General features: G+C 64.8%; 24 protein-coding genes. 15 read left to right on the forward strand and 9 right to left on the reverse strand.

Going from position 1 to position 26,921, the window contains the following annotated elements:
• Positions 1–4: 4 nt before the first annotated feature.
• Both EN808_RS14425 and EN808_RS14430 read right to left on the reverse strand, forming a co-directional pair.
• On the reverse strand, positions 5–1,153 hold the full coding sequence (locus tag EN808_RS14425; RefSeq protein ID WP_135916189.1) for a Gfo/Idh/MocA family oxidoreductase: 1,149 nt from the start codon (positions 1,151–1,153) through the stop codon (positions 5–7).
• 263 nt (positions 1,154–1,416) lie between these two features.
• Positions 1,417–2,178 (reverse strand): DeoR/GlpR family DNA-binding transcription regulator, encoded by a 762-nt coding sequence (locus EN808_RS14430; RefSeq protein ID WP_135916316.1) that lies wholly within the window; start codon positions 2,176–2,178, stop codon positions 1,417–1,419.
• A 162-nt stretch (positions 2,179–2,340) separates the two neighbouring features.
• On the opposite strand from EN808_RS14430, the gene EN808_RS14435 reads away from it, so the two are divergent.
• From EN808_RS14435 to EN808_RS14490, 12 genes are all read left to right on the forward strand, one after another.
• Entirely contained in the window at positions 2,341–3,141 is an 801-nt protein-coding gene (locus EN808_RS14435; protein ID WP_127870593.1) for a class I fructose-bisphosphate aldolase, read from the forward strand.
• A 3-nt stretch (positions 3,142–3,144) separates the two neighbouring features.
• The gene (locus tag EN808_RS14440) at positions 3,145–4,128 is read left to right on the forward strand and encodes a PfkB family carbohydrate kinase (RefSeq protein ID WP_135916190.1); all 984 of its coding nucleotides are present in this window, start codon (positions 3,145–3,147) and stop codon (positions 4,126–4,128) included.
• 56 nt (positions 4,129–4,184) lie between these two features.
• Complete coding sequence (locus EN808_RS14445) at positions 4,185–5,330, forward strand: ABC transporter ATP-binding protein (protein ID WP_127275940.1); 1,146 nt, start codon at positions 4,185–4,187, stop codon at positions 5,328–5,330.
• 111 nt (positions 5,331–5,441) lie between these two features.
• Positions 5,442–6,689 carry a sugar ABC transporter substrate-binding protein gene (locus tag EN808_RS14450; RefSeq protein WP_135916191.1) on the forward strand — a complete coding sequence of 416 codons (1,248 nt, stop codon included), beginning with the start codon at positions 5,442–5,444 and terminating at the stop codon, positions 6,687–6,689.
• Between the two features lie 138 nt (positions 6,690–6,827).
• Positions 6,828–7,724, forward strand: a complete 897-nt coding sequence (locus EN808_RS14455) for a sugar ABC transporter permease (protein WP_135865165.1) — start codon at positions 6,828–6,830, stop codon at positions 7,722–7,724.
• 5 nt (positions 7,725–7,729) lie between these two features.
• On the forward strand, positions 7,730–8,572 hold the full coding sequence (locus EN808_RS14460) for a carbohydrate ABC transporter permease (protein ID WP_127870598.1): 843 nt from the start codon (positions 7,730–7,732) through the stop codon (positions 8,570–8,572).
• Between the two features lie 179 nt (positions 8,573–8,751).
• Positions 8,752–9,573, forward strand: coding sequence for a sugar phosphate isomerase/epimerase (locus tag EN808_RS14465; protein WP_135916192.1), 822 nt, complete (start codon positions 8,752–8,754; stop codon positions 9,571–9,573).
• 3 nt (positions 9,574–9,576) lie between these two features.
• Positions 9,577–10,653: a Gfo/Idh/MocA family oxidoreductase gene (locus EN808_RS14470; RefSeq protein ID WP_135916193.1), complete on the forward strand. Its 1,077-nt coding sequence runs from the start codon at positions 9,577–9,579 to the stop codon at positions 10,651–10,653.
• Entirely contained in the window at positions 10,653–11,471 is an 819-nt protein-coding gene (locus EN808_RS14475; RefSeq protein ID WP_135916194.1) for a sugar phosphate isomerase/epimerase, read from the forward strand. The genes EN808_RS14470 and EN808_RS14475 overlap by 1 nt, the downstream gene beginning before the upstream one ends.
• Entirely contained in the window at positions 11,471–12,301 is an 831-nt protein-coding gene (locus EN808_RS14480) for an alpha/beta hydrolase (protein WP_127870602.1), read from the forward strand. Before EN808_RS14475 ends, EN808_RS14480 begins: the two co-directional genes overlap by 1 nt.
• Positions 12,298–13,020, forward strand: a complete 723-nt coding sequence (locus tag EN808_RS14485) for a ribulose-phosphate 3-epimerase (protein ID WP_135916195.1) — start codon at positions 12,298–12,300, stop codon at positions 13,018–13,020. The genes EN808_RS14480 and EN808_RS14485 overlap by 4 nt, the downstream gene beginning before the upstream one ends.
• Positions 13,017–14,039: an ROK family protein gene (locus EN808_RS14490; protein ID WP_135916196.1), complete on the forward strand. Its 1,023-nt coding sequence runs from the start codon at positions 13,017–13,019 to the stop codon at positions 14,037–14,039. Before EN808_RS14485 ends, EN808_RS14490 begins: the two co-directional genes overlap by 4 nt.
• Positions 14,040–14,211: 172 nt before the next feature.
• Here the strand turns inward: EN808_RS14490 and EN808_RS14495 are convergent, their stop codons facing one another.
• Entirely contained in the window at positions 14,212–15,540 is a 1,329-nt protein-coding gene (locus EN808_RS14495; RefSeq protein ID WP_127280707.1) for a dicarboxylate/amino acid:cation symporter, read from the reverse strand.
• A gap of 312 nt (positions 15,541–15,852) precedes the next feature.
• Here EN808_RS14495 and EN808_RS14500 point away from each other — a divergent pair, with 312 nt between their 5' ends.
• The 3 genes from EN808_RS14500 to EN808_RS14510 are packed head-to-tail and all read left to right on the forward strand — an operon-like array spanning position 15,853 to position 19,477.
• Positions 15,853–17,670: a sensor histidine kinase gene (locus EN808_RS14500; RefSeq protein WP_135881807.1), complete on the forward strand. Its 1,818-nt coding sequence runs from the start codon at positions 15,853–15,855 to the stop codon at positions 17,668–17,670.
• Positions 17,667–19,019: a sigma-54 dependent transcriptional regulator gene (locus EN808_RS14505; protein WP_135916197.1), complete on the forward strand. Its 1,353-nt coding sequence runs from the start codon at positions 17,667–17,669 to the stop codon at positions 19,017–19,019. Before EN808_RS14500 ends, EN808_RS14505 begins: the two co-directional genes overlap by 4 nt.
• Before the next feature lie 29 nt (positions 19,020–19,048).
• Positions 19,049–19,477 carry a GNAT family N-acetyltransferase gene (locus EN808_RS14510; RefSeq protein WP_135916198.1) on the forward strand — a complete coding sequence of 143 codons (429 nt, stop codon included), beginning with the start codon at positions 19,049–19,051 and terminating at the stop codon, positions 19,475–19,477.
• On the opposite strand, the gene EN808_RS14515 is transcribed toward EN808_RS14510, so the two are convergent.
• The 6 genes from EN808_RS14515 to EN808_RS14545 all read right to left on the reverse strand — a co-directional run bounded on the left by EN808_RS14515 (position 19,474) and on the right by EN808_RS14545 (position 26,899).
• Positions 19,474–20,589: an anhydro-N-acetylmuramic acid kinase gene (locus tag EN808_RS14515; protein WP_135916199.1), complete on the reverse strand. Its 1,116-nt coding sequence runs from the start codon at positions 20,587–20,589 to the stop codon at positions 19,474–19,476. The two genes, EN808_RS14510 and EN808_RS14515, sit on opposite strands and share 4 nt — an antisense overlap.
• Before the next feature lie 4 nt (positions 20,590–20,593).
• A complete protein-coding gene (locus EN808_RS14520; protein ID WP_135916200.1) occupies positions 20,594–21,598 on the reverse strand; it encodes a serine hydrolase in 1,005 nt (334 codons plus the stop codon).
• 208 nt (positions 21,599–21,806) lie between these two features.
• Positions 21,807–23,555 carry an ABC transporter ATP-binding protein gene (locus EN808_RS14530; RefSeq protein WP_135916202.1) on the reverse strand — a complete coding sequence of 583 codons (1,749 nt, stop codon included), beginning with the start codon at positions 23,553–23,555 and terminating at the stop codon, positions 21,807–21,809.
• Positions 23,552–24,391 carry an ABC transporter permease gene (locus tag EN808_RS14535; protein WP_127870608.1) on the reverse strand — a complete coding sequence of 280 codons (840 nt, stop codon included), beginning with the start codon at positions 24,389–24,391 and terminating at the stop codon, positions 23,552–23,554. Before EN808_RS14535 ends, EN808_RS14530 begins: the two co-directional genes overlap by 4 nt.
• Positions 24,391–25,350: an ABC transporter permease gene (locus EN808_RS14540; RefSeq protein WP_135916203.1), complete on the reverse strand. Its 960-nt coding sequence runs from the start codon at positions 25,348–25,350 to the stop codon at positions 24,391–24,393. The genes EN808_RS14535 and EN808_RS14540 overlap by 1 nt, the downstream gene beginning before the upstream one ends.
• A 34-nt stretch (positions 25,351–25,384) precedes the next feature.
• A complete protein-coding gene (locus tag EN808_RS14545) occupies positions 25,385–26,899 on the reverse strand; it encodes an ABC transporter substrate-binding protein (RefSeq protein ID WP_135916204.1) in 1,515 nt (504 codons plus the stop codon).
• Positions 26,900–26,921: the final 22 nt, after the last annotated feature.

Consider the following 26,921-nt stretch of genomic DNA (forward strand, 5'->3'; position numbering starts at 1 on the left):
GAGGTCAGGCGAGCAGGTCGCGCGCCTCGTCTTCGCCGAGCAGGGCCGGCTGGACGACGTCACCGGCAATGGCGACCGAGCTTTTCGTCTCGCCCGACCGCAGGATCGCTTCCATGATCTCCAGCACATGCAGCGCCAGATTGCCGGACGCGCGCGGCGCTGCTCCCGTCTGCAGCGAACGTGCGAGATCGGCGACGCCGAGCATGCGGTAATTGGCGCGGTCGGGCGCTGCGTAAGGCCAGTTGCGGGCGCCGTAGAGTTCGCCTTCGCTGGCGAAATCCTTCCACTCCGCGCCGCGTTCGGACAGCGAGACGGTGCCGCCGAACGTGTCCGGGTCGGGCAGGCGCAGCGAGCCTTCCGTGCCGTGCAGTTCGATCGGATGGTTGGAATGCCTGAAGACGTCCCACGATGCGCCGAAGGTGACGGTGGCGCCGGAGCGGAATTCGAGCAGCGACAGCACATTGGTCGGGGTGCCGACCTTGAACGTCGTGTTCTTGAACGGCCCTTCGGCCGATATCAAACGTTCCTCCTGGCCCTTCGTCGCCATCGCCATAACGCGCGCTACCGGACCGAGCAGGTTGACCAGCATGGTCAGGTAGTAGGGCCCCATGTCGAACACCGGGCCGCCGCCAGGCTGGTAGTAGAATTGCGGGTTGGGATGCCAGTGTTCCATGCCGCGTCCCATCATGAAGGCGGTGCCGCAGACCGGGCGGCCGATCGCGCCCTCATCCATCAGACGGCGCGCCCGGCGGCCGGCCGCACCAAGGAAGGTGTCGGGAGCCGAGCCGAGCAGCACGCCGCGCTTCGCCGCCTCCGCCACCAGGCGGCGCCCGTCATTGGCCGACGTCGCCAGCGGCTTTTCGGTGAAGACATGCTTTCCCGCCGACAGGGCTGAAATCGAAATGTCGAAATGCGCCGCCGGAATGGTCAGGTTGAGGACGAGGTCGATCTCGGGATCGGCCAGCAGCGCATCGACGCCAAGGGCACGGATGCCATATTCCTTGGCTCGCAGCGCCGCCATTTCGGCCGAGATGTCGGCGCAGGCACGAAGCTCGACCCCGCCAAACAGCGCGGAGTTGCGCAGATAGGTCATCGATATGTTGCCGCATCCGATGACGCCGATGCCGAGTTTGGCCGGTGAGCTTGCCTGCATTTCCTGTTGTACCTCCCAATGCGGTCACGGTCTGCCCGATCCGTCGCGACGCTGCCGGACCGTTTTCGAAATCGCTATACAACATTTTAAATATTGACGCGCGTAAAATTTTTATAGAACATGCGGAAATGCTGGCGGGGTCGGGAGGCTGCCGGCGCTTGGGAGGAGAAGATGACAGGCAAAAATCGGCCGGGCGCCGACCCGAATCTCGTGGGCCAGACGCGCATTGAATCCCGGCCTCGCGGCCGTGGATCGCGACGGCTTCAGGCATAGATCACCTTGGCCACGGTCCTATCGAGCTGGCTGCGTATCGGACCGGACAGGCCATCGTCGGTGATCACCACATCGACGCCCGACAGCGAAAAAGCCTTGGAGGTTCCGCTGACGCCCCATTTGCTCGAATCCGCAAGCAGAACCACGCGCCGGGCCATGCGCACCAGGTTTCGCTTCGTTCGCGCCATGTCTTCATTCACGTCGACCACATCCAGTGAGGAGTCGATCGCATGCGCTCCGACAAAGACCTGATGCGCCACCAAGCCGCCGAGAGCCGTGTCGGCATCGGTGATCAGCGTGCTCACCGTGTCTGGATAGACCCGGCCGCCGATCATGTGAACGTCGAGCCCGGGTCGATGCATCAGATGCTGCACGATATTCATCGCCGTGGCAGCGACCACGACATTGCTGAGCGGCGGTAACTGCATGGCAACCTGCATCAACGTCGAGCCGCCGTCGAAGATGACCGATTGGTTGTCCTCGAACAGTTCCACCGCCGCCCGGGCGATGCGTTTCTTTGCCTCGATGTTGGTTTGCATGCGCCGCGCGAACGCAGCCGTGGTCGAATCCGTGGTCCGGGTCACCGCGCCTCCACGGGTCTTGGTCAGCAGTCCCTTGCGATCCAGTATCTCGAGGTCGGATCGCACCGTGACTTCCGACACGCCGAAACCGTCCGACAGGTCCTTGATGCGAACCTGTCCGCTGCGTTGTACCTCGCCCAGGATCGATTGGCGTCTCTGCTCTGACAACATTGCCCCGTCCTTGCCTCCACGCGCCAGGCGATCGCCATGGCCTCGGTTCGTCACACCCAAAATACGCAAATTCGAAAGCTTTCGAAAGATTGATTTTGTGATTTCTTTCGCAAACACTGCGTTTGGGATTTTGAAATCAACCGATTGGAGAATTTTGCAGTCATGAGTCTCGGAACCAAGGTGCGCCTTGCGCGCCTCTTCTCGCATCCATCGGGGAACCTTTTTGGCGGCGCGGTCGACCACTTCGTCGGCTATGGCGACGTGCGCAAAGGCGGCCTTGCCGACCTGCCGGGCGCGCTCGCTCGCGTCATGGAAGGTAAGCCCGACTACGTCAGCATCCAGCCCGGCACCGCGCGCCATCTGTGGCCGCAATACGCGGGCAAGGCTTCCCTGGTCATCCAGGCCGGCTGCTTCACCCCGGACGATCGCATCAGCGAACTGATTGCGACGCCCGAGGACGCGGTGCGGGCTGGCGCCGACGCGCTGGCCGTTGCCATTCCGGTGCGCGGCGCGACCGAGGGCAAGTACATTCGCTGGCTGACAGATTCGGTGAACGCGGCGGCCCGTTATGGCATGCCTGTTGTGGCGCATATCTACCCTCGCGATTTCACCGACGGGGCAAAGATCGTCTTCACCCCCGACGAGATCGCCTATGCGGCGCGCATCGGCTACGAGTCCGGCGTCGACGTGATCAAGATCGGTTACACCGGCGATTTCGAGTCGTTTCGAGAGACCGTCCGGACCTGCCCGGTGCCGGTTGTCATCGCCGGCGGCCCGAAGACCGATACGCTGCTCGGCGCCCTTCAGCAGACGGCGGACGCCATCCGTGCCGGCGCGCGCGGCGCCGTGGTCGGCCGCAATCTCTGGGGGCATGGCGATCCTCAGAAGGCGGCGACCGCTTTCCGGGGCGTCATCCATGACGGGCTCTCGGCGCAGGACGCCCTGGCCAAGGCGGGTGCCTGAACCATGCCCACCGTTCCCTCAATCCTCGGCTTCGGAGCGATCTCGATCGACGACATCGTCTATGTCGATCAGCCGTTGTCGGCGGGCAAGGGGAAGGTTCTGCAAAGTGCCCGGGCTTTCGGAGGAAATGTCGCGACGGCCCTTGCCGCCGTCGCGCGGCTCGACGGAAGCGCCGGGTTCATCGGATGGCTTGGCAGTGCCGTGGACGACGCCGTGCTGTGCGATCTCGTTGCGAGCGGCGTTGAAACCGCGTTCGCGCCGCGCCACGCCGATGCGCGCCCGGTGCGCTCACGGATCACGGTCGGTTCGGATGGGGACCGGTTCATCGCCTATGACGACGAAGCGATGCTGGGCACCGCACCGGATTTTCCGGACGAGGTCCTCAGCCGCGCGACCGTCCTGATCGTCGATAGTTACGCGATCGGGTCGCTGGATGTCGTGGCGCGGGCTCAGGGTCTCGGCCTTGCGATCCTCGGCGACGTCGAATGGAACGGCGGTCCAGCCACCGAAAGGCTGATCGCGCTCTGCGACCATCTCATTCTTCCCCTCGGCTTTGCGCGCACCGCCACGGGCCGCCGATCGCCGGCCGAGATACTCGATGCATTGTGGTTGCCGTCGCGGTCCGCCGTGGTTCTGACGGATGGCGGCAGGGGCGTCTACTATCGCGGACGCGACGAAGCCGGGCTGTGGCACCTGCCTCCGCACCGGGTTGAAGTCGTCGACTCGACCGGCGCCGGCGACTGCTTTCATGGCGCCTACGCCCTTGCATTGACGCGCGGCGCCGACACCGCGGGCCGGGTCGCATTCGCGGCCGCTGCTGCGGCTCTTTCGATAACGGGGCGGGGCGGGCGTGAGGCGCTTCCGACCGACGATCAGGTCAAGGCACTCCTGGCATCGACGAACGCGCCGTCGGCAGTCGAACTGAAGCATGCGCGGCTCGATACCGCAACAGAGCCCGAACTATCCGAGGAAATATCTCGCAGGTGAACACAAGCCGAGGATAATCATAAAAATCAGTGGCTTGGACTTGTGGAGGGAGGAAGATGGCAGAAGTCGTTCTTGAGAATATCTGCAAGACCTATGGCAACAATTTTCACGCAATCGACCAGCTGAATCTGTCGGTCGAGGACGGCGAGTTCCTGATACTCGTCGGGCCGTCCGGTTGCGGCAAATCCACCGCGTTGCGGATGATCGCGGGATTGGAGGACGTCACCAGCGGCAGCCTTCGGATCGGCGGTATCGACGTCGTCGACATGCCGTCCAAGGACCGCGACATCGCGATGGTCTTCCAGAGCTACGCGCTCTACCCGCATATGACGGTGTTCGAAAACATCGCCTTTTCGATGCGGCTGGCCGGCAAGCCAAAGGCCGAGCGCAAGAAGCGCGTCGACGAGATCGCCAAAACCCTTCAGCTGACGTCTCTGCTGGACAGCAAACCCGCGAACCTTTCGGGCGGACAGCGTCAACGGGTTGCGATGGGCCGCGCCATGGTGCGCGAGCCGGCCGCCTTTCTCATGGACGAACCGCTTTCCAATCTGGACGCGAAACTGCGCGTGCAAATGCGCGCCGAAATCACCAGCCTGCAAAAGCAGCTCGGCGTAACGACCATATACGTGACCCACGATCAAACCGAAGCGATGACGATGGGGGACAGGGTCGCGGTGTTGAAAGGCGGCGTGCTGCAGCAGGTCGACACCCCCAAGAGGCTCTATGAATCGCCGGTGAACGCTTTCGTTGCGGGCTTCATCGGGTCTCCTTCGATGAACCTTTTCGAGGCGACCCTGACGGGCGACGAACTGACGTCCGGCGCCTTGGCTATCCGTTTGCAGGATGCGGCCTTCGTCCGCAGGCCGGGCTTGAAGTCCTATGCGGGGCGCAAGGTCGTGTTCGGGATCCGACCCGAGGATCTCTATGACAGCAACCTCGAATCGGGCCGCAAATATCAGACGATACCGGCAAAGGTGACCTCGATCGAAGAACTCGGATCCGAACACATCGTCCATCTCAACATCGATGCGGTCCGGGTGGACTCCGGCGACCCGGACGCGGTGCAGGATTTCGGCCTGGCGTCGAACGCGGTGGCGAGATTCGAACCGGCCAGCACGGTCCGCGCCGGCTCGGAAATCCGCTTGGCCCTGGATGACGCCAAGCTCCATTTCTTCGATCCCGAGACGCATCTGGCGATCTGAAGACCCGCGGCAAGGCCCGCAGGTGAGGGTGAGGCGCCTGCGTAAGAAGACTTCTGAATAACCAGACGGTCGTCCGCATTGTGCGGTCGATCCCCAAAGAAGGAGGAGAAAATGACGTTTCGTATTAAACCCGCGGTGCTGAAAATAGCCGCGGCCGCATGGTTGCTCGGCGCAACCGGCGCCCTGGCGGACACGACGCTGGAATTCACCCAATGGTGGGAGCCCGAATTGCCGGCTGGCTCTCTCAGGTCAATCATGGATGAGTTCGAGGCCGCAAACCCCGGCGTAAAGGTGACGCTGGTCAGCGGTCCCTACGCGACCACGCGAGACCAGATCTCGGTTGGTGCTGCGACCGGAACGCTCAGCGACGTCGTCGGTCTCGACGGTGCCTGGGTGAACAATTTGAATGCGCAGAACGCGCTCGCCGACATGAACCCGATGATGGATGCGAGCAAGTTCGACAAGAGCCAGGTCGCCGACATCATCAAGGTCGACGGCAAGGCGGTGATGTTTCCGGTCGCCTCCTTCGTCTATCCGGTCTTCGTCAATTTGGACCTCGCCGCCAAGGCCGGCGTGACCAAGCTGCCGTCGACCCGCGCGGAATTTCTCGACGCCGCCAAGAAGATGACCGACGCCAACAAGAACCAGTATGGCTGGGTGCTGCCGCTGTCGCTGCAGTCTCCCGGCGGAGTCCAGAACGATCTGATGTCGTGGGTCTGGGCTTCGGGCCAGTCGATGATGGCGGACGGCAAGCCCGCCCTCGAGGGCAAGCCGGTGGCCGATATGCTCTCCTTCGTCAAATCGCTCAATGACGCCGGCACCATCTCGCCCGGCATCGCCACCAAGACCGAGCAGGAAAAGGTCGAGGAATTCGTCAACGACCGCGTCGGGATGATGATCGACTCGCTCGCGCATGTGAACCTCATCCGCAAGCGCAATCCGAAGCTGAACTTCGACCTGATCCCGGTCCCGGTCGTGGAAAACTATACCGGCAAGCGCGGCCTTCCCTATGCGTCCTGGGGCATCGGCATCTCCGCCGCCTCGAAACACCAGGAGGAGGCCTGGAAACTCGTCCAGTACTTGATGAGCGAAAAGGTGAACGCCAAGCTGGTCTCGCTTGCAAACGCCTTCCCGGGCAACGTCAACGCCAAACCCGACTTCGTGACGTCCGACAAGGCTTTCGGCAAGGCCTTCGAGATCTTCAAGACCGGCTATCTCGCCAACGAGTTCACGGGCCTGCCGGTGGCCGAAGACCTGATGACCCAGTTCGACGTGCAAGCCCAGAAGATGCTTGCCGGCGAGCAGACACCGGAAGAGGCGGCCGCTGCCGCGCAAAAGGGCTGGATGGCGAAATTCTGATCGGCCTGTTCCCCTTTGCTATCTTCGACCGGGTGGCCCGGCTTCGGGCAGGCCACCCGGCAACAACGGATCGGCAATTTGAGATGGACCTGTTTTTGAAGCTTACCTTCTCTTGAAGGCGTATCCCAAGGTTGGCACATGACCCGGCAAAAGCGCTCCCACCACAAGCTGAAACGAGCGGTCGCACCCTACCTCTATCTGTCGCCCTCGCTGCTCATCATCGGCCTTCTGATGCTGTTGCCGATGGTGACGGTGATTGCCTATTCGTTCCAGAACAGCGCCGTGCTGCGTCGTGACCCATCCTTTGCCGGACTGAAGCACTACCAGGCGATCTTCGACGACCCGGTGTTCTGGGCGTCGCTGTGGCATACGCTTTACTTCACATGCATGAGCGTCATTTTCCATATGACCATCGGCATGATCTTCGCCCTCATGCTGAACAGCGACCGCATCAACCCGACGCTGCGCAATATTCTGCGGGTGCTCTACATACTGCCCTGGCTGTTCACCGCGGTGATCATCGCCGTGATCTGGCGCCTGCTGCTCGAGCCGAATGGCGTGGTGAACAGCATTCTCATGCAGATCGGCATCATCGGTTCCAAAGTCGAGTGGTTTTCCTCGCCGCAGACCGCGCTGCACGCCGTCACCTTCGCCAATATCTGGGCGGGCTATCCGCTGTTCATGGTCAGCCTGCTCGCAGGCCTGCAAGGCATTCCCAAGGATTTCTACGAGGCCGCCGATATCGATGGCGCGAAGGCCTACCAGAAGCTGATCTTCATCACCATCCCGCAGCTGATGCCGATCATCATCAGCATCTCGCTGCTCGATTTCATCTGGACCATGCAGGTCTTCCCGTTGATCTGGATAACCACGGGCGGCGGTCCGATCTACGCGACCGAGGTCCTCAGCACCTACACCTACAAGCTGGCGTTTTCGAGCTACAACCTGTCACAGGCGTCGGCGAGCGCCGTGGTCATCCTGCTGATCTCGCTTGGCCTGACGCTGTTCTATATCCGTTATCAGAAGGCTCGGTAGTCACCATGAGGAAACGAAACTCTGGCAAAGACAAGCTGATCACCGTCGCGCTGCATGTCGCTCTTGCGGCAGGGCTGTTCTTCGCGGCCTTCCCGATCTACTGGATGCTGAGCAGCTCGTTCAAGTCGAACACCGAAATCTTTGCCCTGCCGCCAACCATCCTGCCGAAGGCTTTCACGCTGGAAGCGTATGCCGCCATCCTTGGCGACCCGGTAAAGCTGCGCTTCTTCTTCAACAGCTACTTCGTGGCGGGAGCGGTAACCGTGCTGACGGTGCTGATCGCCTTGCTGGCGGCCTATGGGTTCAGCCGCTTCAACTTCCGCGGCAAGGGCAGCCTGAATACAATCATCATCAGCACGCAGACGATCCCGCCGATCACACTTTTGATTCCTTTCTTCGGGCTTGTCGTCTCGTACGGCATCTTCGACACCTATGTCGCGCTGATCCTGACTTACCTGGTGTTTACGCTGCCCTACGCGATCCTTTTGATGACAGGATATCTGAACACCTTGCCCCGCGATCTCGATGAAGCGGTGGCTGTCGACGGCGGTAGCAGTTGGACCGCACTCTGGCGGGTGATCGTCCCGATCTCGCTGCCCGGTATCGTGGCGACCTCGGTCTACACTTTCCTGCTGTGCTGGAACGAATTTCTCTTTGCGCTCACGCTGACCAAGTCGACCTCGATGCGCACCGTCCCGATCGGCATCCAGCTGTTGATGGGGCAGCACGCCTTCGAATGGAACCAGATGATGGCGATGAGCGTGCTCGGCTCGCTACCGCTCTTGCTCATCTACCTCGTTGCCCAGAGGTATTTCCTCGCCGGCATGACCGCGGGCTCGGTCAAATAAGATGTCGATCCCCAGGAGAACTGACCCGCGTATTGCAATCGATGATTGGACCCTGTCTGCTGGCAGGCGATATCGCCGCGGCCTCGTCCGTCATCACCGTTCCGCTACTCGTGTTGTTCTTCTAGCGCCACATCATCGCGGGGCGGCATCAAGAGTAAGCGGTATCAAGGAATGAAAGGATGAACGTGAAAGACCTCAAAGTCGGCTGCCAGACCTTCACCTGGGAAATGCTGGGAGACCGGTTTACCGGCGGTCCCGACGATCTGTTGAAGGCGATCGCCGATGGCGGCTATGCAGGCATCGAGATCACCGACACCATGATCGGCCGCTATGCCGGCAAGCCGGCCGAGTTCGCCGCTGCCCTGAAGTCGTCCGGGCTGACGCTCGTCTCCTTCGCCTTCGGCTCACGCAGCGGCTTTACGCTCAAGGATCAGATCAGCGCCGACCTCGACACCGCCAGGCGCTGGATCGATTTCGCCGCCGCCTTTCCCGGCGCGCTGGTGTCGATGGGCTCGGCGACCGTGGTGTCCGACGGACCGCGCGCCGACAAATTCGCTATTGCCGCCGAGGTATACAACAAGGCCGGCGAGCTCGGCCGCAAGGCTGGCGTCCAGGTGGCGGTGCATCCCAGTTCGCACCACAACACGCTGCTGTTCGACCGCGCCGACTACGACGCGATTTTTGCCTTGCTCGATCCCGACCTGGTCGGCTGGGTGCCGGACACCGGTCACATCCTGCGCGGCCACAAGGACATGGCCGACACGCTCACCACCTACCGTGACCGCATCCGCTACATCCACCTCAAGGACGTCGACGCCAGCGGCACCTGGGCGATGCTGGGCGAAGGCGTCTGCGACACACCTCAGGTCATCGAAATCGCCGGTACCGCGCCGCACTTCAACGGCTGGCTGGTGCTGGAAGAAGAATCCGACACGGCCGCCGCCGATCCGGCCGCGGCGGTCAAGACCAACCGCCGGACAATGCGCGGCTACGGGGCCTGAGCGATGATCATGAAACAGGACAGACGCCTCAGGATCGGGGTGCTCGGCTGCGGCCCGATCGCGCAGTTCGCGCATCTGGAATCCTGCGTCAAGGCCGGCAATGCCGACCTCTACGCTATCTGCGACGCGGCGCCCGATCTGCTCGCCCGCATGGGCGCCACCTACGAACCGCAGAAGATGTATGCCGACTATGACGCGATGCTCGCCGATCCGGAGCTGGAAGCGGTGATCGTCGCCACGTCGGATGCCTATCACGTGCCAATGTCGATCAAGGCGCTCGATGCCGGCAAGCATGTTCTCTGCGAAAAACCGATCGGCACCTCGGTGGAGGAAGGCGAGGCGCTGGCGGCGGCGGTCAGGCGCTCCGGCAAGGTGCTGCAGGTCGGCCACATGAAGCGCTTCGACCCGGCACTGGAGGCCGCGCGCGACTTCGTCCGCGACGAGATGGGCGAGGTGCTGGCGCTGAAGGCGTGGTATTGCGATTCCACCCACCGCTACACCAACACCGATGCCGTGCAGCCGCTGCCCGTCACCAGCAAGCTGGCGAAAAAGCCGGCGGGAAATCCCAAGGCCGATCTCAGGCAATATTTCATGCTGGCGCACGGATCGCATCTGGTCGACACGGCCCGCTTCCTCTGTGGCGACATCGTCGCCGTGCGCGCCCGCCTCAACGAGCGCTTCGGCGCCTATTGCTGGTTTGTCGAGACTGAATTCGCTAGCGGCGCGCTCGGCCATCTCGATCTGACCGTCGCCGTGCGTATGGATTGGCACGAGGGCTTCCAGCTCTATGGCGAGAATGGCTCGGTCATCGCCAAGACCTTCAACCCCTGGTACTTCCGCGCCAGCGAGGTGGACATCTTCCATGAGAAGGACGCGACCTCGCGCAAACCGCTCGGCGCCGACGGCCATTTCTTCCGCCGCCAGCTCGAAGGCCTTGCCGACACCGTGCTCACTGGCGCGCCGATGCGCGGCGCCAATGTCGAGGACGGCATCGCCTCGATCCGCGCAATGGTGGCCATTGCCCGCTCTGTTGAGACCGGCCAACGGGTTGAGCTCGCCTCGGTTTCGGGTGCCGTCTGATGCGCCTCGGCATCTTCGCCAAGACTTTTCCCGGCATTGACCCGGCCGCCGTGCTGGCCGCGGTGAAGAAGGCTGGATACGAGACGACGCAGTTCAACCTCGCCTGCGCCGGCCTGCCGTCGATGCCGGATACCGTGCCGGCGGATGCCGTCGCTGCCATCCGTGTCGCTGCGCGATCGTCTGCCGTTTCGTTGGCGGCGCTCTCGGGCACCTACAACATGGCGCATCCCGACAGGACGGTCCGCGACGAGGGCTTGAGGCGCTTGGGGGTGGTCATCGACACTGCCGCCGCCCTTGCCATCCGGTTGGTCACGCTCTGCACCGGCTCGCGCAATGCAGCCGACCAGTGGGCATATCATCCCGACAACGCCACACCGGCCGCCTGGTCCGACATGGCCGCCGAGATGGAAAAGGCGCTGGCGCTGGCCGAGACCGCAGGCGTGGATCTCGGCATCGAGCCTGAGCAGGCCAACATAGTCACTTCGGCGAGTGATGCGATGCGCCTGATCGCCGAGATGGGCTCGAAGCACCTGAAGATCGTGCTCGACCCGGCAAACCTGTTCGAGCACGCGACGCCGGACGAGGCGCGCACCATCGTCGCCGCCGCGATCGATGAAGCCGCCGGCCACATCGCCATGGCGCATGCCAAGGACCGGCACGGTGACGGCCGCTTTGCCACCGCAGGGCAAGGCGTTGTCGACTTCCCGGATTTCGTCGCGCGGCTGAAGGGCGTGGGTTTCGATGGCGCGCTCGTCACGCACGGCTTGTCCGCCGACGAGGCTGCCGGCGTCGCCGCCTTCCTGCGAGGGTTGCTCTGATGGGCGCGGCGCCGACGATCATGCTGTGCGACGATGCAGCGCTCCGTGTCTTCGATACGGGGCAGGGCCTTCCCATCGTCTTCCAGCACGGTCTCGGCGGCGATGCCGCGCAGGTGGCTTTGAACTTTCCCGACAGCCCTTCGCGCCGGCGGCTGACCGTCGAATGCCGCGCGCAAGGCGGCGCCAGTGCCGGCAGCAAGCGTCCGTTCTCGATCGCGATGTTCGCCGATGATGTAATGAACGCGGCCGACGCAGCCGGAATGGAGCGTTTCGTCGCGGGCGGCATCTCGATGGGAGCGGCGATTGCGTTGCACCTGGCGGCCCGCCACCCGGATCGCGTCTCTGGTCTCGTGCTGGTGCGCCCCGCCTGGACCTTCGACGTGGCCCCCCAGAATATGCAGCCTTACGTCGAAGTGGCGGAACTCATCCGGCGGCTTCCGTTGGCTGAGGCGCGCGCGGCCTTCGCCTCCTCCGCGACCGCTGCCCACTTTCGCGACGAGGCGCCGGACAATCTCGCCTCGCTGCTCAGCTTCTTCGCGCGCGAAAACGCAACCGTTTTTGCCGAGGTGATGCAGGCGATCGCCAATGATGGACCCGGCGTGACGCGGGCCGAAGCTGCCGGCCTTGCGATGCCCACGCTCGTTATCGGCAGCGGCATCGATCTCGTCCATCCCCTGGCGACCGCCCGCGAACTCGCCCAAACCATCCCGAACGCAGCCTTCGCCGAGGTGAGCCCGAAGGCCACCGACAAGGATCGCCACTTCGCCGAAATCCGTGCCGCCATCGGCGGCTTCCTCGATAGAAATTTCAACAACCAGGACCAGTCATGATCTCGAAACCTTTGTCAGGCCCGGCCGCCATCGCCGCATTGCCGCGTGACCGTCTGGTCGCCGAATTCTCGTCATGGTCGGCCAATCTGGCCAATTTCGAGAGCGACTTGAAGCGCATCGAGCCCTATGTCGATCTGCACCACATCGACGTCGCGGACGGCCATTTCGCTCCGTCCTTCCTGTTTTTCCCCGATCTCGTCGCCCGCATTGCCACGCTGACGGCCAAGCCCATCCATGTCCATCTGATGGTCGATGGGGCAATCGTCGAAGAACAGACGCGTCAGTTCATCGAGGCCGGCGCCGACATGATCAGCGTCCATGCCGAGAACGGCGAGGCGGGCCTGCGCGCGGTGCAGCTGGCGCGCGAACTCGGCGCCGAGGCCGGCGTCGTGCTGAGGCTGGAGACCCCGGTCGAGGCGGTGACGCCTTTCGTATCCGAGGTCGCTTTCGTAACGCTTCTCGGCACCGCGATCGGCGTCAAGGGCCAGGGCCTGTCGGAGAAAGCCTGTGACAGGCTGGGTGAGGCCCGCGCCATCCTGCGAAAGGCCGGCCGCGAGGCGGCGGTGGTGCTCGCCGCCGACGGCGGCATCCGCCACGAAACCGTGCCGTTGCTGCGCGCCGCCGGCGCCGAGACGGTGGTTCTGGGTTCGCTCGCTTTCGGCGACAAGGATCTCGCCGGCCGCATCGGCTGGCTGCATGGTTTGAAGGTCGCGGCATGAACATCGAAGCCGCCCTCGCGATCGATCTTGGCGGCACGGAGCTTCGTGCCGCTTTGGTCGACCGTGACGGCAAGATCCTGGCCTTCGCGGCGGTGCCGACGCAGGCGCAGGCCGGCCCCGACGTGGTGATCGGCCAGATCGAGGCGCTGGCCGCGACCATCCATGCCGAGGCGCCGGCACTGTCGATCCTCGGCGTCGGCGTCGGCGCGCCGGGTCCGCTCGATCCGCTGGCCGGCATCGCGGTCGGACCGCCGACGCTGGCCGGCTGGCAGGACGTGCCGCTGGCCGACATACTCGAGCGCCGGCTCGGCCTGCCGGTACGGCTGGAGAACGACGCCAATGCGGCAGCGCTCGGCGAATGGCGTTTCGGCGCCGGCCACGGCGCTCGCTCGCTGGTCTTCGTCACCGTCTCGACCGGGATCGGCGGCGGTGTCGTTGCCGACGGCCGCATCCTGCACGGCCGCCGCGGCCTTGCCGCCGAGATCGGCCACATGACCATTACCAACGAGGGCGAGCGCTGCGTGTGCGGCGTCATCGGCTGCTTCGAGGCCATCGCCTCGGGCACGGCGCTCGGCCGCCGCGCCAACGCTGCGACGTCGCCCCTGGACGGCTCGACGCTGCGCCGCCTCTCGGCAAACGCCGAGGTCACCGGTCGTCACGTGGTCGAAGCGGCACGGCTGCAGGACGACCTCGCCGTGGCCTTGCTCGAGGAGGAGGCCCGCTGGCTGGGCGTCGGCTTCACCAATCTCTTGCATCTCTATTCGCCCGATGTGCTGGTCGTCGGCGGCGGAATCGCCAATGGCCTCGACCTGATGGCGCCCGTCATCGGGGCGACCATCCGCCAGCGCGCCATGCGCGCCTATCGCGACGTGCCGGTGGTCCAGGCCCAGCTCGGCCGCCACGCCGGACTGGTCGGCGCGGCGAGCCTCGTCCTGTTCAACGATGGCGGAACGTTGACGGCTCCCATGCCTGCCGGCCCAAGCACATATCCGGAGAGGAGGAGGGACTTCAATGGCTGAGGTCAAGCTGCCCGGCCCTGTCTCGCCGCAAGTCGATCCGTCGCGCTGCCATCTTTTCGCTGCCGATGGCAAGGCCCTGGCGCCGCTGGGCAAAGCCGCCTGACAGCGATGACACATGACAATGGCCGCAAGCGGCGTGCTTGCGGCCATTGCCTTGGCATGAAGCCGTGGATCACTCGGCGGGGACGATGTCCGCCGGCAGGCTGTCGTCGGCCGTGCCAGCCAGTGCCCGGGCCAGCTTGGCCTCGTCGAGTTCGCCTTCCCAGCGCGCCACCACCAGCGTCGCCACCGCATTGCCGACGAAGTTGGTCAGCGCCCGGCATTCCGACATGAAGCGGTCGACGCCGAGGATCAGCGCCATGCCGGCGACCGGCACGGAGGGAACCACCGAAAGCGTTGCGGCAAGGGTAATGAAGCCGGCCCCGGTGATGCCGGCGGCACCCTTCGAGGACAGCATCGCCACCAGCAGCAGCAGGATCTGGTCCGATATCGACAGATGGATGTTCGTCGCCTGGGCGATGAACAGGGCGGCCAGCGTCATGTAGATGTTTGTGCCGTCGAGGTTGAAGGAATAGCCGGTCGGGATGACCAGCCCGACCACCGAGCGCTTGGCGCCGGCCTTTTCCATCTTCTCCATCAGCGAGGGCAGGGCGGCTTCCGAGGACGATGTTCCGAGCACCAGCAGCAGCTCTTCCTTGATGTAGCGGATGAGCGACAGGATCGAGAAGCCGTTGTAGCGGCAGACCGCACCCAGCACGACGAAGACGAACAGGAACGAGGTCGCGTAGAAAGTGCCGACCAGCATGGCGAGGTTGATGACCGAGCCGATGCCGTATTTGCCGATGGTGAAGGCCATGGCGCCGAACGCGCCGATCGGGGCTGCCTTCATCAGCACGCTGACCAGCTTGAACATCGGCGCCATCAGTGCCTGCAGGAAGTTGAGCACCGGCGCACCCCGGTCGCCGACCAGCGCCAGCGCGATGCCGAACAGCACCGAGAAGAACAGCACCTGCAGGATGTCGCCATCGGCGAAGGCGCCGACGATGGTGCCGGGGATGATGTTCATCAGGAAGCCGGTGACAGACTGGTCATGTGCCTTGGCGGCGTAGGTGTTGACGGTCGACGCGTCGAGCGTCGCCGGGTCGATGTTGAAGCCGGCGCCCGGCTGCACGACATTGGCCACGACAAGGCCGATGATCAGCGCCAGCGTCGAGAAGGTGAGGAAGTAAAGCATCGCCTTGCCGGCGACGCGGCCGACCTTCTGCAGGTCGCTCATGCCGGCGATGCCGGTTGCGACCGTCAGGAAGATGACCGGCGCGATGATCATCTTGACCAGCTTGATGAAGGCGTCGCCGAGCGGCTTCATGCTCTCCCCGATCGACGGATAGTAGTGGCCAAGCAGGATGCCGACGGTGATCGCCACCAGCACCTGGACGTAAAGCTGGGCATAGAGGGGCTTGCGCTGCGCGGCGGGCGCGGCGGATTGGTCTGCGATATGCATCGAACTCTCCCTGGCCGGAAGGGACGGACATGCGCCGTCCTGCGTGACTTCTCCCATCGCGGCGCTCCGGTTGCCCGCCGCTGGAAGAACTTTTGCAAGCGCCGTGCCAAATCGGAGGAAGGCCGGAATCCCCGGGTTTCGGCCGTTCCTGCCCCCGCTTTCGACGGAGACGTGTGCGGATTTCCGCACACGTCTTGTTTGCCCTGGCGGAATTTCGCATTAGACTGGGGGCCAAAGCCGTGCAGGGAAGGGAGAGGGCCGACGCCGCGACAGCGCATCGATAGCGAAACCCCTGGGTTTGCCGGCCGCGACCTGTTGCGCGAAGCGGTAGCGCGCCTGCGTGATGGCCGTTGGCTGCTTGCGGCAATCGCGCTCGCGGTGCTGGCCGGCGCGGTTGCCATTGCCGGCCGCATCGCCGCGGGCCAGGCGGCCGGCGAGCTGCGCGATGGGGCACTGGCCGCCTTGCCCCTGGCGGCGGGAACCTTGACCGGCGAAATCGAAAAGCAGCGTCTCGTGCCGCTGGTGCTGGCGCGCGACGATGCGGTGCGCGATGCGCTGCGCCGCGCCGGGAAGGTCGAGGAAACGGCTCTCGACGCCAAGCTGAAGGCGATAGCCGGCGATGCATTGGCCTCGGCCATCTATGTCATCGACACTGCGGGCATCGCGATATCGGCCAGCAATGCCGGCCAGCCGGACAGCTTTGTCGGCATCGACTATAATTTTCGCCACTATTTCACCGATGCGATGGCCAAGGGCGCTGCCAGTCAGTACGGCCTCGGCACGATCAGCGGCAAGCCGGGACTCTACCTCGCCGGCCGTGTCGACGATGCCGGCAAACCGCTTGGCGTCGCGGTCCTGAAGGTCGAACTCGGCGGTGTCGAAGCCAATTGGCGCGCAAGCGGCTTTCGCGTTTTCGTCACCGACGAACGCGGAGTCGTTCTGGCCACCAGCCAGCCCGACTGGCGGTTCCATGCGCTGGCGCCGCTCTCCGCCGCGGATGCAGCCGCCGCGCATGCCCAGCTTCAGTTGGACGCAGCCTTCGAACCGCTGCCGATACGGCGTGGCGCCGGTGATGGCCTGGCGACAATCGAGGAGGCTGGAAAATCGCGCCGGTTCGTCGAGGTGGTGCAGGACTTGCCTGGTGCCGTCCCCGGTTGGCGCCTATGGTTGCTGACGCCCGCCGATGCCGCTCTGAACTCCGCCGCCAACACCGCGCGCCTGACGACGCTGCTCGGGCTGTTGTTGACGGGCTTGCTTGCCTATGTGCTCACCCGGCGCCGCCGCACAAGCCGGCTGCGGCAGGAGGCGCTGGCCCGCATGAACATCGAGCTGGAGAGCCGGGTCAGCACAAGGACGGCCGAATTGACGCGATCGAATACGGCGCTTGCCGGCGAAATCGCCGAGCGCGAAAACGCCGAGGCCAAGGTCCGCCGGCTCCGCGACGATCTCGCCCAGGCCAACAGGCTCTCCATCCTCGGCCAGATCGCCGCCGGCGTCGCGCATGAAATCAACCAGCCGGTCGCCGCCATCCGTACCTACGCCGAGAATGCCGGCCGCTTTCTCGACGCCGGCAAGACCGAACCGGCGAGCGGCAATCTGACGTCGATCGTTTCGATGACCGAACGCATCGGCGCCATCACCAGCACCTTGCGCAGTTTCGCCCGCCGGCCCGGCGTCGCGGCATCGCCACTGCCGGTGCGTGAGGCGATCGAAGGTGCGCTGTCGCTCCTGTCCGGCCGCATCCGCGATTCCGGCGTCACCATCGTCAAGCCGCGCGGCACCGCCTCGCCATTGGTGATGGCGAGCCGCATCCGGCTGGAGCAGATCCTCGTCAACCTGTTGCAGAACGCGCTGGACGCCATGAAGGACCGGCCCGATCCCCGCATCGAGATCGACCTCGCCGAACGTGACGACCGGGTGCTGATTTCGGTGCGCGACAATGGTCCCGGCCTTGGGCCGGAAGCCGCCGGAAATCTGTTCATGCCGTTCCAGACCACCAAGGAGAAGGGGCTTGGCCTCGGCCTGGTGATCTCGCAAGAGATCGCCCAGGAATTGGGAGGCACGCTGCGGCTCGACCCCGACACCGCCGCCGGCGCATCCTTCACAATCGACTTGAGGCGGATCGAATGACCGAGGGATCAGGGCTGGTCGCGCTCGTCGACGACGATGCGGACCTGCTGCATGCCACCACGCAACTGCTCGAACTTGCCGGTTTCACGGTCATTGCACTGAAGGCCGCCGAAGCGGCGCTCGGCGTTGTCGACCAGAGTTTCGAAGGCGTGGTGGTCAGCGATATCCGCATGCCCGGCATGAACGGTCTGCAGCTCTTCGACCGCGTCAAGGCAGTTGACGCCGACTTGCCGGTGGTCCTGGTTACCGGGCATGGCGATGTCGATCTTGCGGTCGCCGCGCTCAAGGATGGCGTCTACGATTTCATCCCGAAGCCCTATGCGGCGGAGCGCTTGGTCGAGGCGCTGAAACGGGCATCGGAGAAGCGGCGGCTGGTGATGGAAAACCGGCGGCTGCGCGAAGCCGCGGCACTTGCCGCCGACGGTATGCCGTTGATCGGCGAGGCGCCCGCCATCCGCCGATTGCGCGAGACCTTGCGCCAGATCGCCGACATGGATGTCGACGTGCTGGTGGAAGGCGAGACGGGAACCGGCAAGGAAGTGGTGGCCGACCTCCTGCACAGATGGGGCAGGCGCCGTGCAAAGCCGTTCGTGGCGCTGAACTGCGGCGCCCTGCCGGAGACCGTCATCGAGAGCGAACTGTTCGGTCACGAGGCCGGCGCGTTCACCGGCGCGCAGCGGCGACGCATCGGCCGCGTCGAGCACTCCAGCGGCGGCACGCTGTTTCTCGACGAGATCGAATCCATGCCGCCGGCCCTGCAGGTCAAGCTCTTGCGGGTGCTGGAAACGCGCAGCCTCACCCCGCTCGGCTCGAACGAGACACGGCGCCTTGATCTCAGGGTCGTCGCGGCGACCAAGGTCGATCTCGGCCGGCCGGATCAACGCGGCGATTTCCGCGAGGACCTCTATTTCCGCCTCAACGTGGTGACGCTGCGCATCCCGCCCCTGCGCGAGCGGCGCGGCGATATCCCGATGCTGTTCGGCCATTTCCTCGGCAAGGCCGCGGAACGCTTCGGCCGGCCTGTCGGCAAGGTGAATGCCGCCGTGAGCGATTATCTCCAGTCGCACGACTGGCCGGGCAATGTGCGTGAACTCGCGCATTTCGCCGATCGCGTCGCGCTCGGCCTTGGGCCCGATGACGAGGCCGGCGCGAGCCCCGCGCTGCCGGGGCCTGCCGCCGCGCTGCCCGAAAGGGTTGGGCAGTACGAGGCGCAGCTCATCCGCGACGCGCTACGCGACCATGGCGGCGACGTGCGCGGCGCCATCGACGCGCTCGGCGTGCCGCGCAAGACGTTCTACGACAAGCTCAAGCGCTATGGCATCGCCGCATCCGACTTCCGCCCCTCTTGATGCTTCCAACCCCGCAATCCGGAAAAGCCATGAACACCACGCTCGAAACGACCGCCAATCCCCGCCCGGAAGAACTCGCCTTTCTCGGTGAACGGCTGACGGCGTTCAACGATAGCGATGTCGGCGCTTCCCAGAGGAAGGCACTGGCCGTTTTCGTCCGCGACGAGGCCGGTGCGATCGTCGCCGGGATCTCCGGCTATACCGCCTGGGGCTGGCTCTATGTGCAATGGCTGTGGGTCGATGAAAGGCTGCGCGGCCGGCACATGGCTGGCCAGATGCTCGAGGCGGCCGAACAGGAAGCCGTGGCGCGCAGCTGCCACGGCGCGTTGATCGACACCTTCAACCCGAACGCCGACAAGGTCTACCAACGGCAAGGCTACCAGCCTTTCGGCACGCTTGCCGATTTCCCCGTCGGCCGCAGCCGCATCTTCCTGCAGAAGAAGCTGTCGCCCGCCTAGCCGGCGAGCTTACCGCCGCGCATGGGCTGCGGCGCCCCGGTGGTGCTTGGGAAACTGATCGGCAGACCGCGCAGGACGCGGACCGCGAGAAAAGCAAAACACTCCGCCTCCACTGCGTCGCCACTCCAGCCGAGGCTTTCGGCCAGCACCACCTCGACGCCGGCGCGGCTGGCCAGCATCGCCATCATCGTCGGGTTGTGGCGGCCGCCGCCACTGACCACCAGTTTCCTCGGCCGGCTGGGCAGGAGGTCGAGCGCCTTGCCTACGGCGCCGGCCGTGAAGGCGGTGAGCAGGGCGGCGCCATCCTCGGCATCGAGGCCGTCGGCCATGGCGGCGCCGAAATCGAAACGGTCGAGCGATTTCGGATAGGGCTTGCTCAGATAGGGATGCTGCAACAGCTTGGCGAGCCGGGCTTCGTCCACCTTGCCCGCGCCGCCCAGCGCGCCGTCGCGGTCCATTTCGCCGAGCCCTTTCGACTTGATGAAATCGTTGAGCGGCGCGTTGGCGGGGCCGGTGTCGAAGGCGATGACATTGTCGGCGCCGTCCCACCAGGTGATGTTGGCGACGCCGCCGAGATTGAGCACGGCCACCTCGCCACTGGCGCCGGCGCTGCGCATCAGTGCGGTGTGATACGCGGCTGCCAAGGGCGCGCCCTGTCCGCCGGCGCGCATGTCGGCCGAGCGGAAATCATAGGCAACCTTGGTGCCCAATATCTCATGCATCAGCTCACCATCGCCGAGCTGCCGGGTCTGGCCGAGCCGTCCGACCTGCGGCGCCCGATGCAGCACGGTCTGGCCGTGGAAGCCGACGACGCCAATCTCGGCCATCGTCATGCCGTGGCCCTCGACCAGTTCCTTGACCGCCGCCGACTGGGCGCGCGTCAGCGCCTGTTCGGCCTTGCGGAAGATCGCCGGTTCTGGCCCGGTGAAATTCCAGGCCCTGGCCGCCGTCAGCGTCTCTTCCAGCAAGGAGCGGATCGATTGGGGATAGGGCATCAGCCGGTAGGTACCGAAATCGTCGATCCGCTCGCCGTCGGTCTTGATCAGCGCCACGTCGATATTGCCGTCAAGTACGGTGCCGGTCATCAGGCCGACGGCCCAGATTGGTTCCATGGTCCTAGTCCCTGTTGATGAGATCGCCGACCGCCTGCCGCAGCGAAACGATGCCGCTGTCGAAATGACGTGTCGGATGAATGCGGTTGGTGAGCAAGGTCCATGCCTTGCCTCTGTCGAAGTCGATCCACAGCCCGGTGCCGGTAAAGCCGGTATGGCCGATCGTTCCCGGACCGCACAGCGCACCGCCGGACCACCCCTCATAGGGGCGTTCCCAGCCATGGGTGCGGGTGGCCGAAAAGGGCGTACGCATCAGCGAGATCGAACGCTCAGATGCGCCGGTGCCGTCCAGCAGCCGTTGCGCGAAATCGAGCACCGAAGCGGCCGTTCCGAACAGGCCGGCATGACCCGCACCTTGCAGGGCCGAGCAATTGTCGTCGTGCACCTCGCCCGACAGCACGCGATGGCGCCAGGTGCAGTCCTCGGTCGCGGCGGCGGCATCGGGTTCAGCGAACCAGGCAAAACCCGGCCCGGGCTCCATGTCGCGGATGCTCTTGCCCGACAGCCGCTCCAGCGCGAAGCCGAGCAGGATGAAGTTGATGTCGGAATAGACGGGATCACGGGCGCGCCATTCGCGCTGCAGGATGAAGGCGCGCAGCAGTTCGGGATCGCGTCCATAGGTGTAGATCGGCTCGACGGCAGGGAAGGGCGTCTGGTGGCCCAGGCACTGGCGGAAGGTCACCTTCCGCTCCCAGGCGTTCGCGTCATACTGGCGAAGGTCGGGAAGCAGGGTGATCAGCGGCGCGTCGAGATCGATGGTGCCGTCCTGCGCCAGCGCCAGGATGCGTGGCGTGGTGAAGATCACCTTGGTCAGGGACGCCAGGTCGAACCAGGTGTTTTCCCGCATCGGCCTGACCTTGGGCACGAGCTGTGCCGAGCCAATTGCGCGGACGATGCGTTCGCCACTTTTGTCGGCAATGCCGAGCACGCCGCCGGGGATACACTTGGCCACCACTGCGGTTGCGAGGGGCTGGAACGCGCGATCGAAGAGGTGGGCGAGGTCGGTCAATGCCCGCCTCCTTCGGAGAAGTAGCGTTCTACGGCGCCCCCCTCTGTCCTGCCGGACATCTCCCCCTCTAGGGGGGGGATTGGCAGTTCGTGCGCGGCGCCAGCCCTCAGACGTTGAAGATTGGCGAAGGCCAATGTGACATCCGATCTCCCCCCTAGAGGGGGAGATGCCCGGCAGGGCAGAGGGGGGCGCTGTCCCGCTAACATGTCTAGGTCTCCACCCTCGCCATATGATCCCCGCCGAACCGCTCCCATCTCGCCGGCGCCGGCTCAAATCCCTGCGGCCTGACCAGAGAAGGCACCTGACGCGTGTCGATCTCGAAATGCTCGTGCCGCCGATCGATGGCCGGAACGGCTGATATCAGCTTCTTCGTATAGGAATGCCTCGGCTGCGATAGCACGGACTGCGCGTCGCCGATCTCGACGATCTGGCCGGCATAAATGACGGCGATGCGGTGCGCGATCCGTTCGACCACCGCCATATCGTGCGAGATGAACAGATAAGCCAGCCCAAACTCGCGCTGCAGTTCGACCAGCAGCTCCAGCACCTTCGCCTGCACCGAGACATCGAGCGCCGAAACCGCTTCATCGAGAACGACCACGGACGGGTTGAGCATCAGTGCGCGGGCAATACATAGCCTTTGCCGCTGGCCGCCGGAGAATTCATGCGGATAGCGCTCGAGGCTGTTCTTGGGCAGGCCGACGCGTTCGAGCAGGCTCGCCATCCTGGCCCGTGTTTGGGCATCCACCCGCCCACCGGTGGCGATGACCGGCTCGGCGAGGATGCTCTCGATGGTGAGCCTCGGGTTGAGCGACGCGTAGGGGTTCTGGAACACCATCTGCACGGGCTTGGCACTGCGCTCCGCCGACGCCATTCGGCTGGCGACGGAGAAATTGCCACGCGTCGACCGCACCAGCCCCAACACCGCCTTGGCGGTGGTGGATTTGCCCGAGCCGCTCTCGCCGACGATGGCCAGCGTCTCGCCTTGCATCAGGTCGAAGTCGACGCCGTCGACGGCATGCACCGCGCCGGTCGCGCGACTGAAGAAACTGCTCTTGAGCGGAAACCGCACCACGAGCCCATCGACCTTCAAGGCCGGCTGCGTGTTCGCGCCCTTGTCGCGCAGCCCGTCCGCGCGCGTGGCCCGACCGCTGGCGAAATGCGGCACGTCCTGCAGCAGATGCTGCGTGTAGGGATGCTGGGGGCTATCGAGGATCTGGTTCAGTTCGCCGTGTTCCACGGCCTCTCCGTTCTGCATCACCATCACCTTGTCGGCGATGCCGGCGACCAGGCCGATATCGTGCGTGATGAAGATCATCGACATGCCGCTTTCGCGCTTCAGCTCGGCCAGCAGCGCCATGATCTGTGCCTGCACCGTCACGTCGAGCGCCGTCGTCGGCTCGTCGGCGATCAGCAGGCGCGGATTGCAGGCGAGCGCAATGGCAATCATCACCCTTTGCAGCATGCCGCCGGACAGCTGGTTGGGCGTGTATTTCAGCCGTCGCGCGGCATCGGGAATGCGCACGCGGTCGAGCGCGTCCCTGGCTGCCGCCGTCGCTTGCCGGCCCGTCAGCCCGCGATGCAGCCGGAACGATTCCTCGATCTGCGTGCCGATGGTCAGCACCGGGTTGAGCGACGTCATCGGTTCCTGGAAGATCATGCCGATTTCGGCGCCGCGAATGCCGGTCAGTTGTGGCTCGGTTGCGGTCGCCAACTCGAAGATGGTCCCATCGGCCCGCTTGAGCTTCATCGAGCCGCCGGTGATGCGGCCGCCGCCGAAGTCGACGAGCCGGTTGATCGACAGCGCGGTGACGGATTTGCCCGAGCCGCTCTCGCCGACAATGGCCAGCGTCTCGCCGTCGGCGACATCGAAACTGACGCCGCGCACCACTTCGTTGGCCTGGGGATTGCGGCCGAAGCCGACGCGCAGGTCTAAAACCGAGAGGAGCGGGGTCATGCCAACGCCCTTCGCATCTTCGGGTCGAGAATGTCGCGCAAGGCGTCGCCCAGCAGGTTGAAGCCGAGGATGCTGATCATGATCGCCAGGCCGGGGAAGATCATCAGCCAGGGCGCCGTCTCCATCAAATTGCGGCTGTCGCTCAGCATCAGGCCGAGCGAGGCGGCGGGCGGCTGCGTTCCGAGGCCAAGGAAACTCAAGCCGGCTTCCGTCAGCAGCGCCCAGGCGAGCGCCAGCGTCACCTGCACGGTCAAGGGCGCCACAAGGTTGAGCAGCAGATGCCGCGTCACGATGTAGGACGAACTGCTGCCGAAGGTACGCGCCGCATCGACGAACTCGCGTGTCTTGAGCGACAGCGCGGGGCCGCGAACCACCCGCGTGAAGATCGGCGTGTAGACGATGCCGATGGCCACCACGCTGGTCCAGGTGCCCGGCCCGGCAACGGTAACGATGAGCAGCGCCAGCAGGATCGCCGGGAAGGCCAGCAGCACATCCATGACCCGCATCACCACGCCGTCCCAGCGGCGGCCGAGCCAGGCGGCGGCAAGCCCCAGCACCGTGCCGGCAAGGGTGGCGAAGGCAACCGAGAAGAAGGCGACCGTGAAGGACTGGCCGATGCCCGCCATCAGCCGGCTGGCGACGTCGCGGCCGAACAGGTCCGTGCCCATCCAGTAGCCGGCGCTCGGCGCGTGCAGACGGTCGATGCGGTATTGCGTGATCGGATTGTGCGGCGTCAGCCCGAGCAGGCCAAGGATGGCGAGCAGCAGATAGACGCAGACGATGCCGCCGCCGATGCGGCCGCTGCCATGCCGGAAGACGGCGCGCAGGATGCGCATCACTGTTCCCCAAGCCGGATGCGTGGATCGAGCGCGACATAGGCGAGGTCGACCAGGAGATTGACGATCATGAAGTTGAAGGCGATGAACAGCACGCTGCCCTGCACCAGCGCGTAGTCGCGCTGCAGGATGGCGTCGAGCACCATGCGTCCGAGGCCGGGCAGGGCATAGATCTGCTCGACGATGACGGCGCCGCCGAGGAGGTAGCCGAATTCTATGCCGCTCAGCGTTACCACCGGGATCAGCGCGTTGGGCAAAGCGTGCCGCCAGATGACGCTGCTTGCCGAAGCGCCCTTGCTGCGGGCCGTGCGCACATAGTCGTCGCTCAACACGTCGAGCATCGCCGAGCGCGCTATGCGGGTGACGGACGCCGCGAAGGCGAAGCCAAGCGTGATGGCGGGCAGGATCAGCTGGCTGAGATTGCGCAACGGATCCCGCCAAAGCGGCGCGAATTCGCCCATCGCCGGCAGCACGCCGAAGCCGGCCGACAGCGTGTAGATGATCAGCAGGCCAAGCACGAAGCTCGGCGTCGACTGGCCGATCATGGCGACGATACGCACGCCGAGATCGGACGGCTTCTCATTGTGGGTGGCCGCGTAGATGCCCGCGGGCATGCCGACGGCGAGCGCGATGACCATCGACAGCAGAGCCAGTTCGAGCGTCAGCGGGAAGCGCTCGAGGATAACGTCGAGAACCGGCCTGCCATAGGTGACGGAGATGCCGAAATTACCGTGCAGGATGCCACCGACCCAGCGCCAGTACTGGATGAACCAAGGCTGGTCGATGCCGAAATAGGCGGCGAGCGAATCCCGCTGTGCCGGCGTCAGCAGGCCGGCTTCGGTGCCCAGCATCGCCGTGATCGAATCGCCGGGCACCATCCTGATCGCGACGAAGACCAGGATGGACACGCCAAGCAGGACGAGAGGAAACGTCGCCAGCCGTCGCAAGAGATAGTCCACGCGAAGAAGTCCTCTCGTCCAATGCCTGCGGTGGCTACTGCTGGATGGCAACCTTGCTCAGGCTGAACAGCGTGCCGGTCGGCGTCGGCACGAACCCGGCGATGTTCTTCTGCTGGGCCGTATAGCTGTAGGATGTGTAGAGCCAGATCCAGGGCGACATCTCGGCGAGATGCTTCTCGAACGCGGCGAAGATCGCCTTGCGTTTGGCCGGGTCGGTCTCGGCGCGGCCCTGCTGCATCTGGCTGTCGAGCGTGTCGTCGATGTAGTTCGCCACCTTTTGCAGATTGCCAGCCTTGGTCCAGTAGCGGTTGTACATGGTGTAGGGGTCGGCACGGCCGCCATTGAGCGCGATCGCCATGTCGAAATCGCCCTTCAGCCAGGCGTCGACATAGACGTTGAGCTCCATCATCTTGATGTCGAGCTTGACGCCGATTTCAGCGAGCTGCGACTGGATGACCTGGGCTTCCGCCGCCGCCGTCGGCGGCTCGCCGGTGGCGCCGATCACGGTCGCCGAAAAGCCGTCGGCAAAGCCGGCCTCGGCCATCAGCTTCTTGGCCTTCTCGACATCGCGCTTGTAGCAGAACAACTGGGTCGGATCGGTGGCGAGCGCCGGGATGGTCAGCGGCCCGGTGACTTTGCCTTCGCCGAGCGAAGCGGTGTCCAGCACCTCCTGCCGGTCGATGGCGCATGAGATCGCCTGGCGCACCTTGATCTCGGTCATCGGCTTGCGCGACGGATTGAGCTGCAGCACGTGATAGGCCAGCACCGGCACGCGGTTGAGCTGCAGGGTGGGTTCTTTCGGCACCAGCGTGGCGACGAGCGGATCGTTGAGCAGAGCGAAATCGATTTGCTTGGTACGCATGGCGGCGAGGATCGCCGCTTCGTCCGGCAGTACGCTGATCTCGATGCCGTCGACGCCGGTAGCACCCCCGGCCCAGTCCTTGTTGGCGCTCAGAACTTCCTTGGCGTTGGGGTCCCATTTGTCGAGCTTGAATGGGCCGGAACCGACCGCCTTGGTGCCGATCGAACCGGCCTTGATCTCGGTCGCCGGAACGATGGCCGCGTTGACGTCGCTCATCGCCGTCAGGATCGGCACGTCGGGCTGCGAGAGATGGAACACTACCGTCGCCGCATCCGGCGTGTCGATGCTCGCGATAGACAGGAAGTTGGCGCGGGCGGCGGCACCCGTCTTCTCGTCGAGGATGCGCTCGAAGGAGGCCTTGACGTCGGCGGAGGTCACGGCCGTGCCGTCCTGGAATTTCGCCTTGGGATCGAGCTTGAAGGTCAGCTCCTTGCCGTCCTTGGAGAACTCCCAGGAGCTGGCGATGGCGGGGATGATCTGCAGGCTGGCATCGACCCGCACCAGCGGCTCGTAGATCAGCTCCAAAAGCCGCAGCGACGAGAACGCCGTCTGCTTGTGCGGGTCAAGCCCGGTGGCGTCCTGCGACCATGCCATGTGCAGCGTCGCCGCCTGTGTCGAAACCGTCGCGATGCCCAGCATCGCGGCAAGGGTAATGCCCGAAAGCAGCCTTCTTGTAAGATGAACCATTCTCGTCTCCCATTATTGAACT

Origin of the sequence: Mesorhizobium sp. M8A.F.Ca.ET.165.01.1.1, from assembly GCF_004792065.1 — a bacterium.
Taxonomy (GTDB): domain Bacteria; phylum Pseudomonadota; class Alphaproteobacteria; order Rhizobiales; family Rhizobiaceae; genus Mesorhizobium.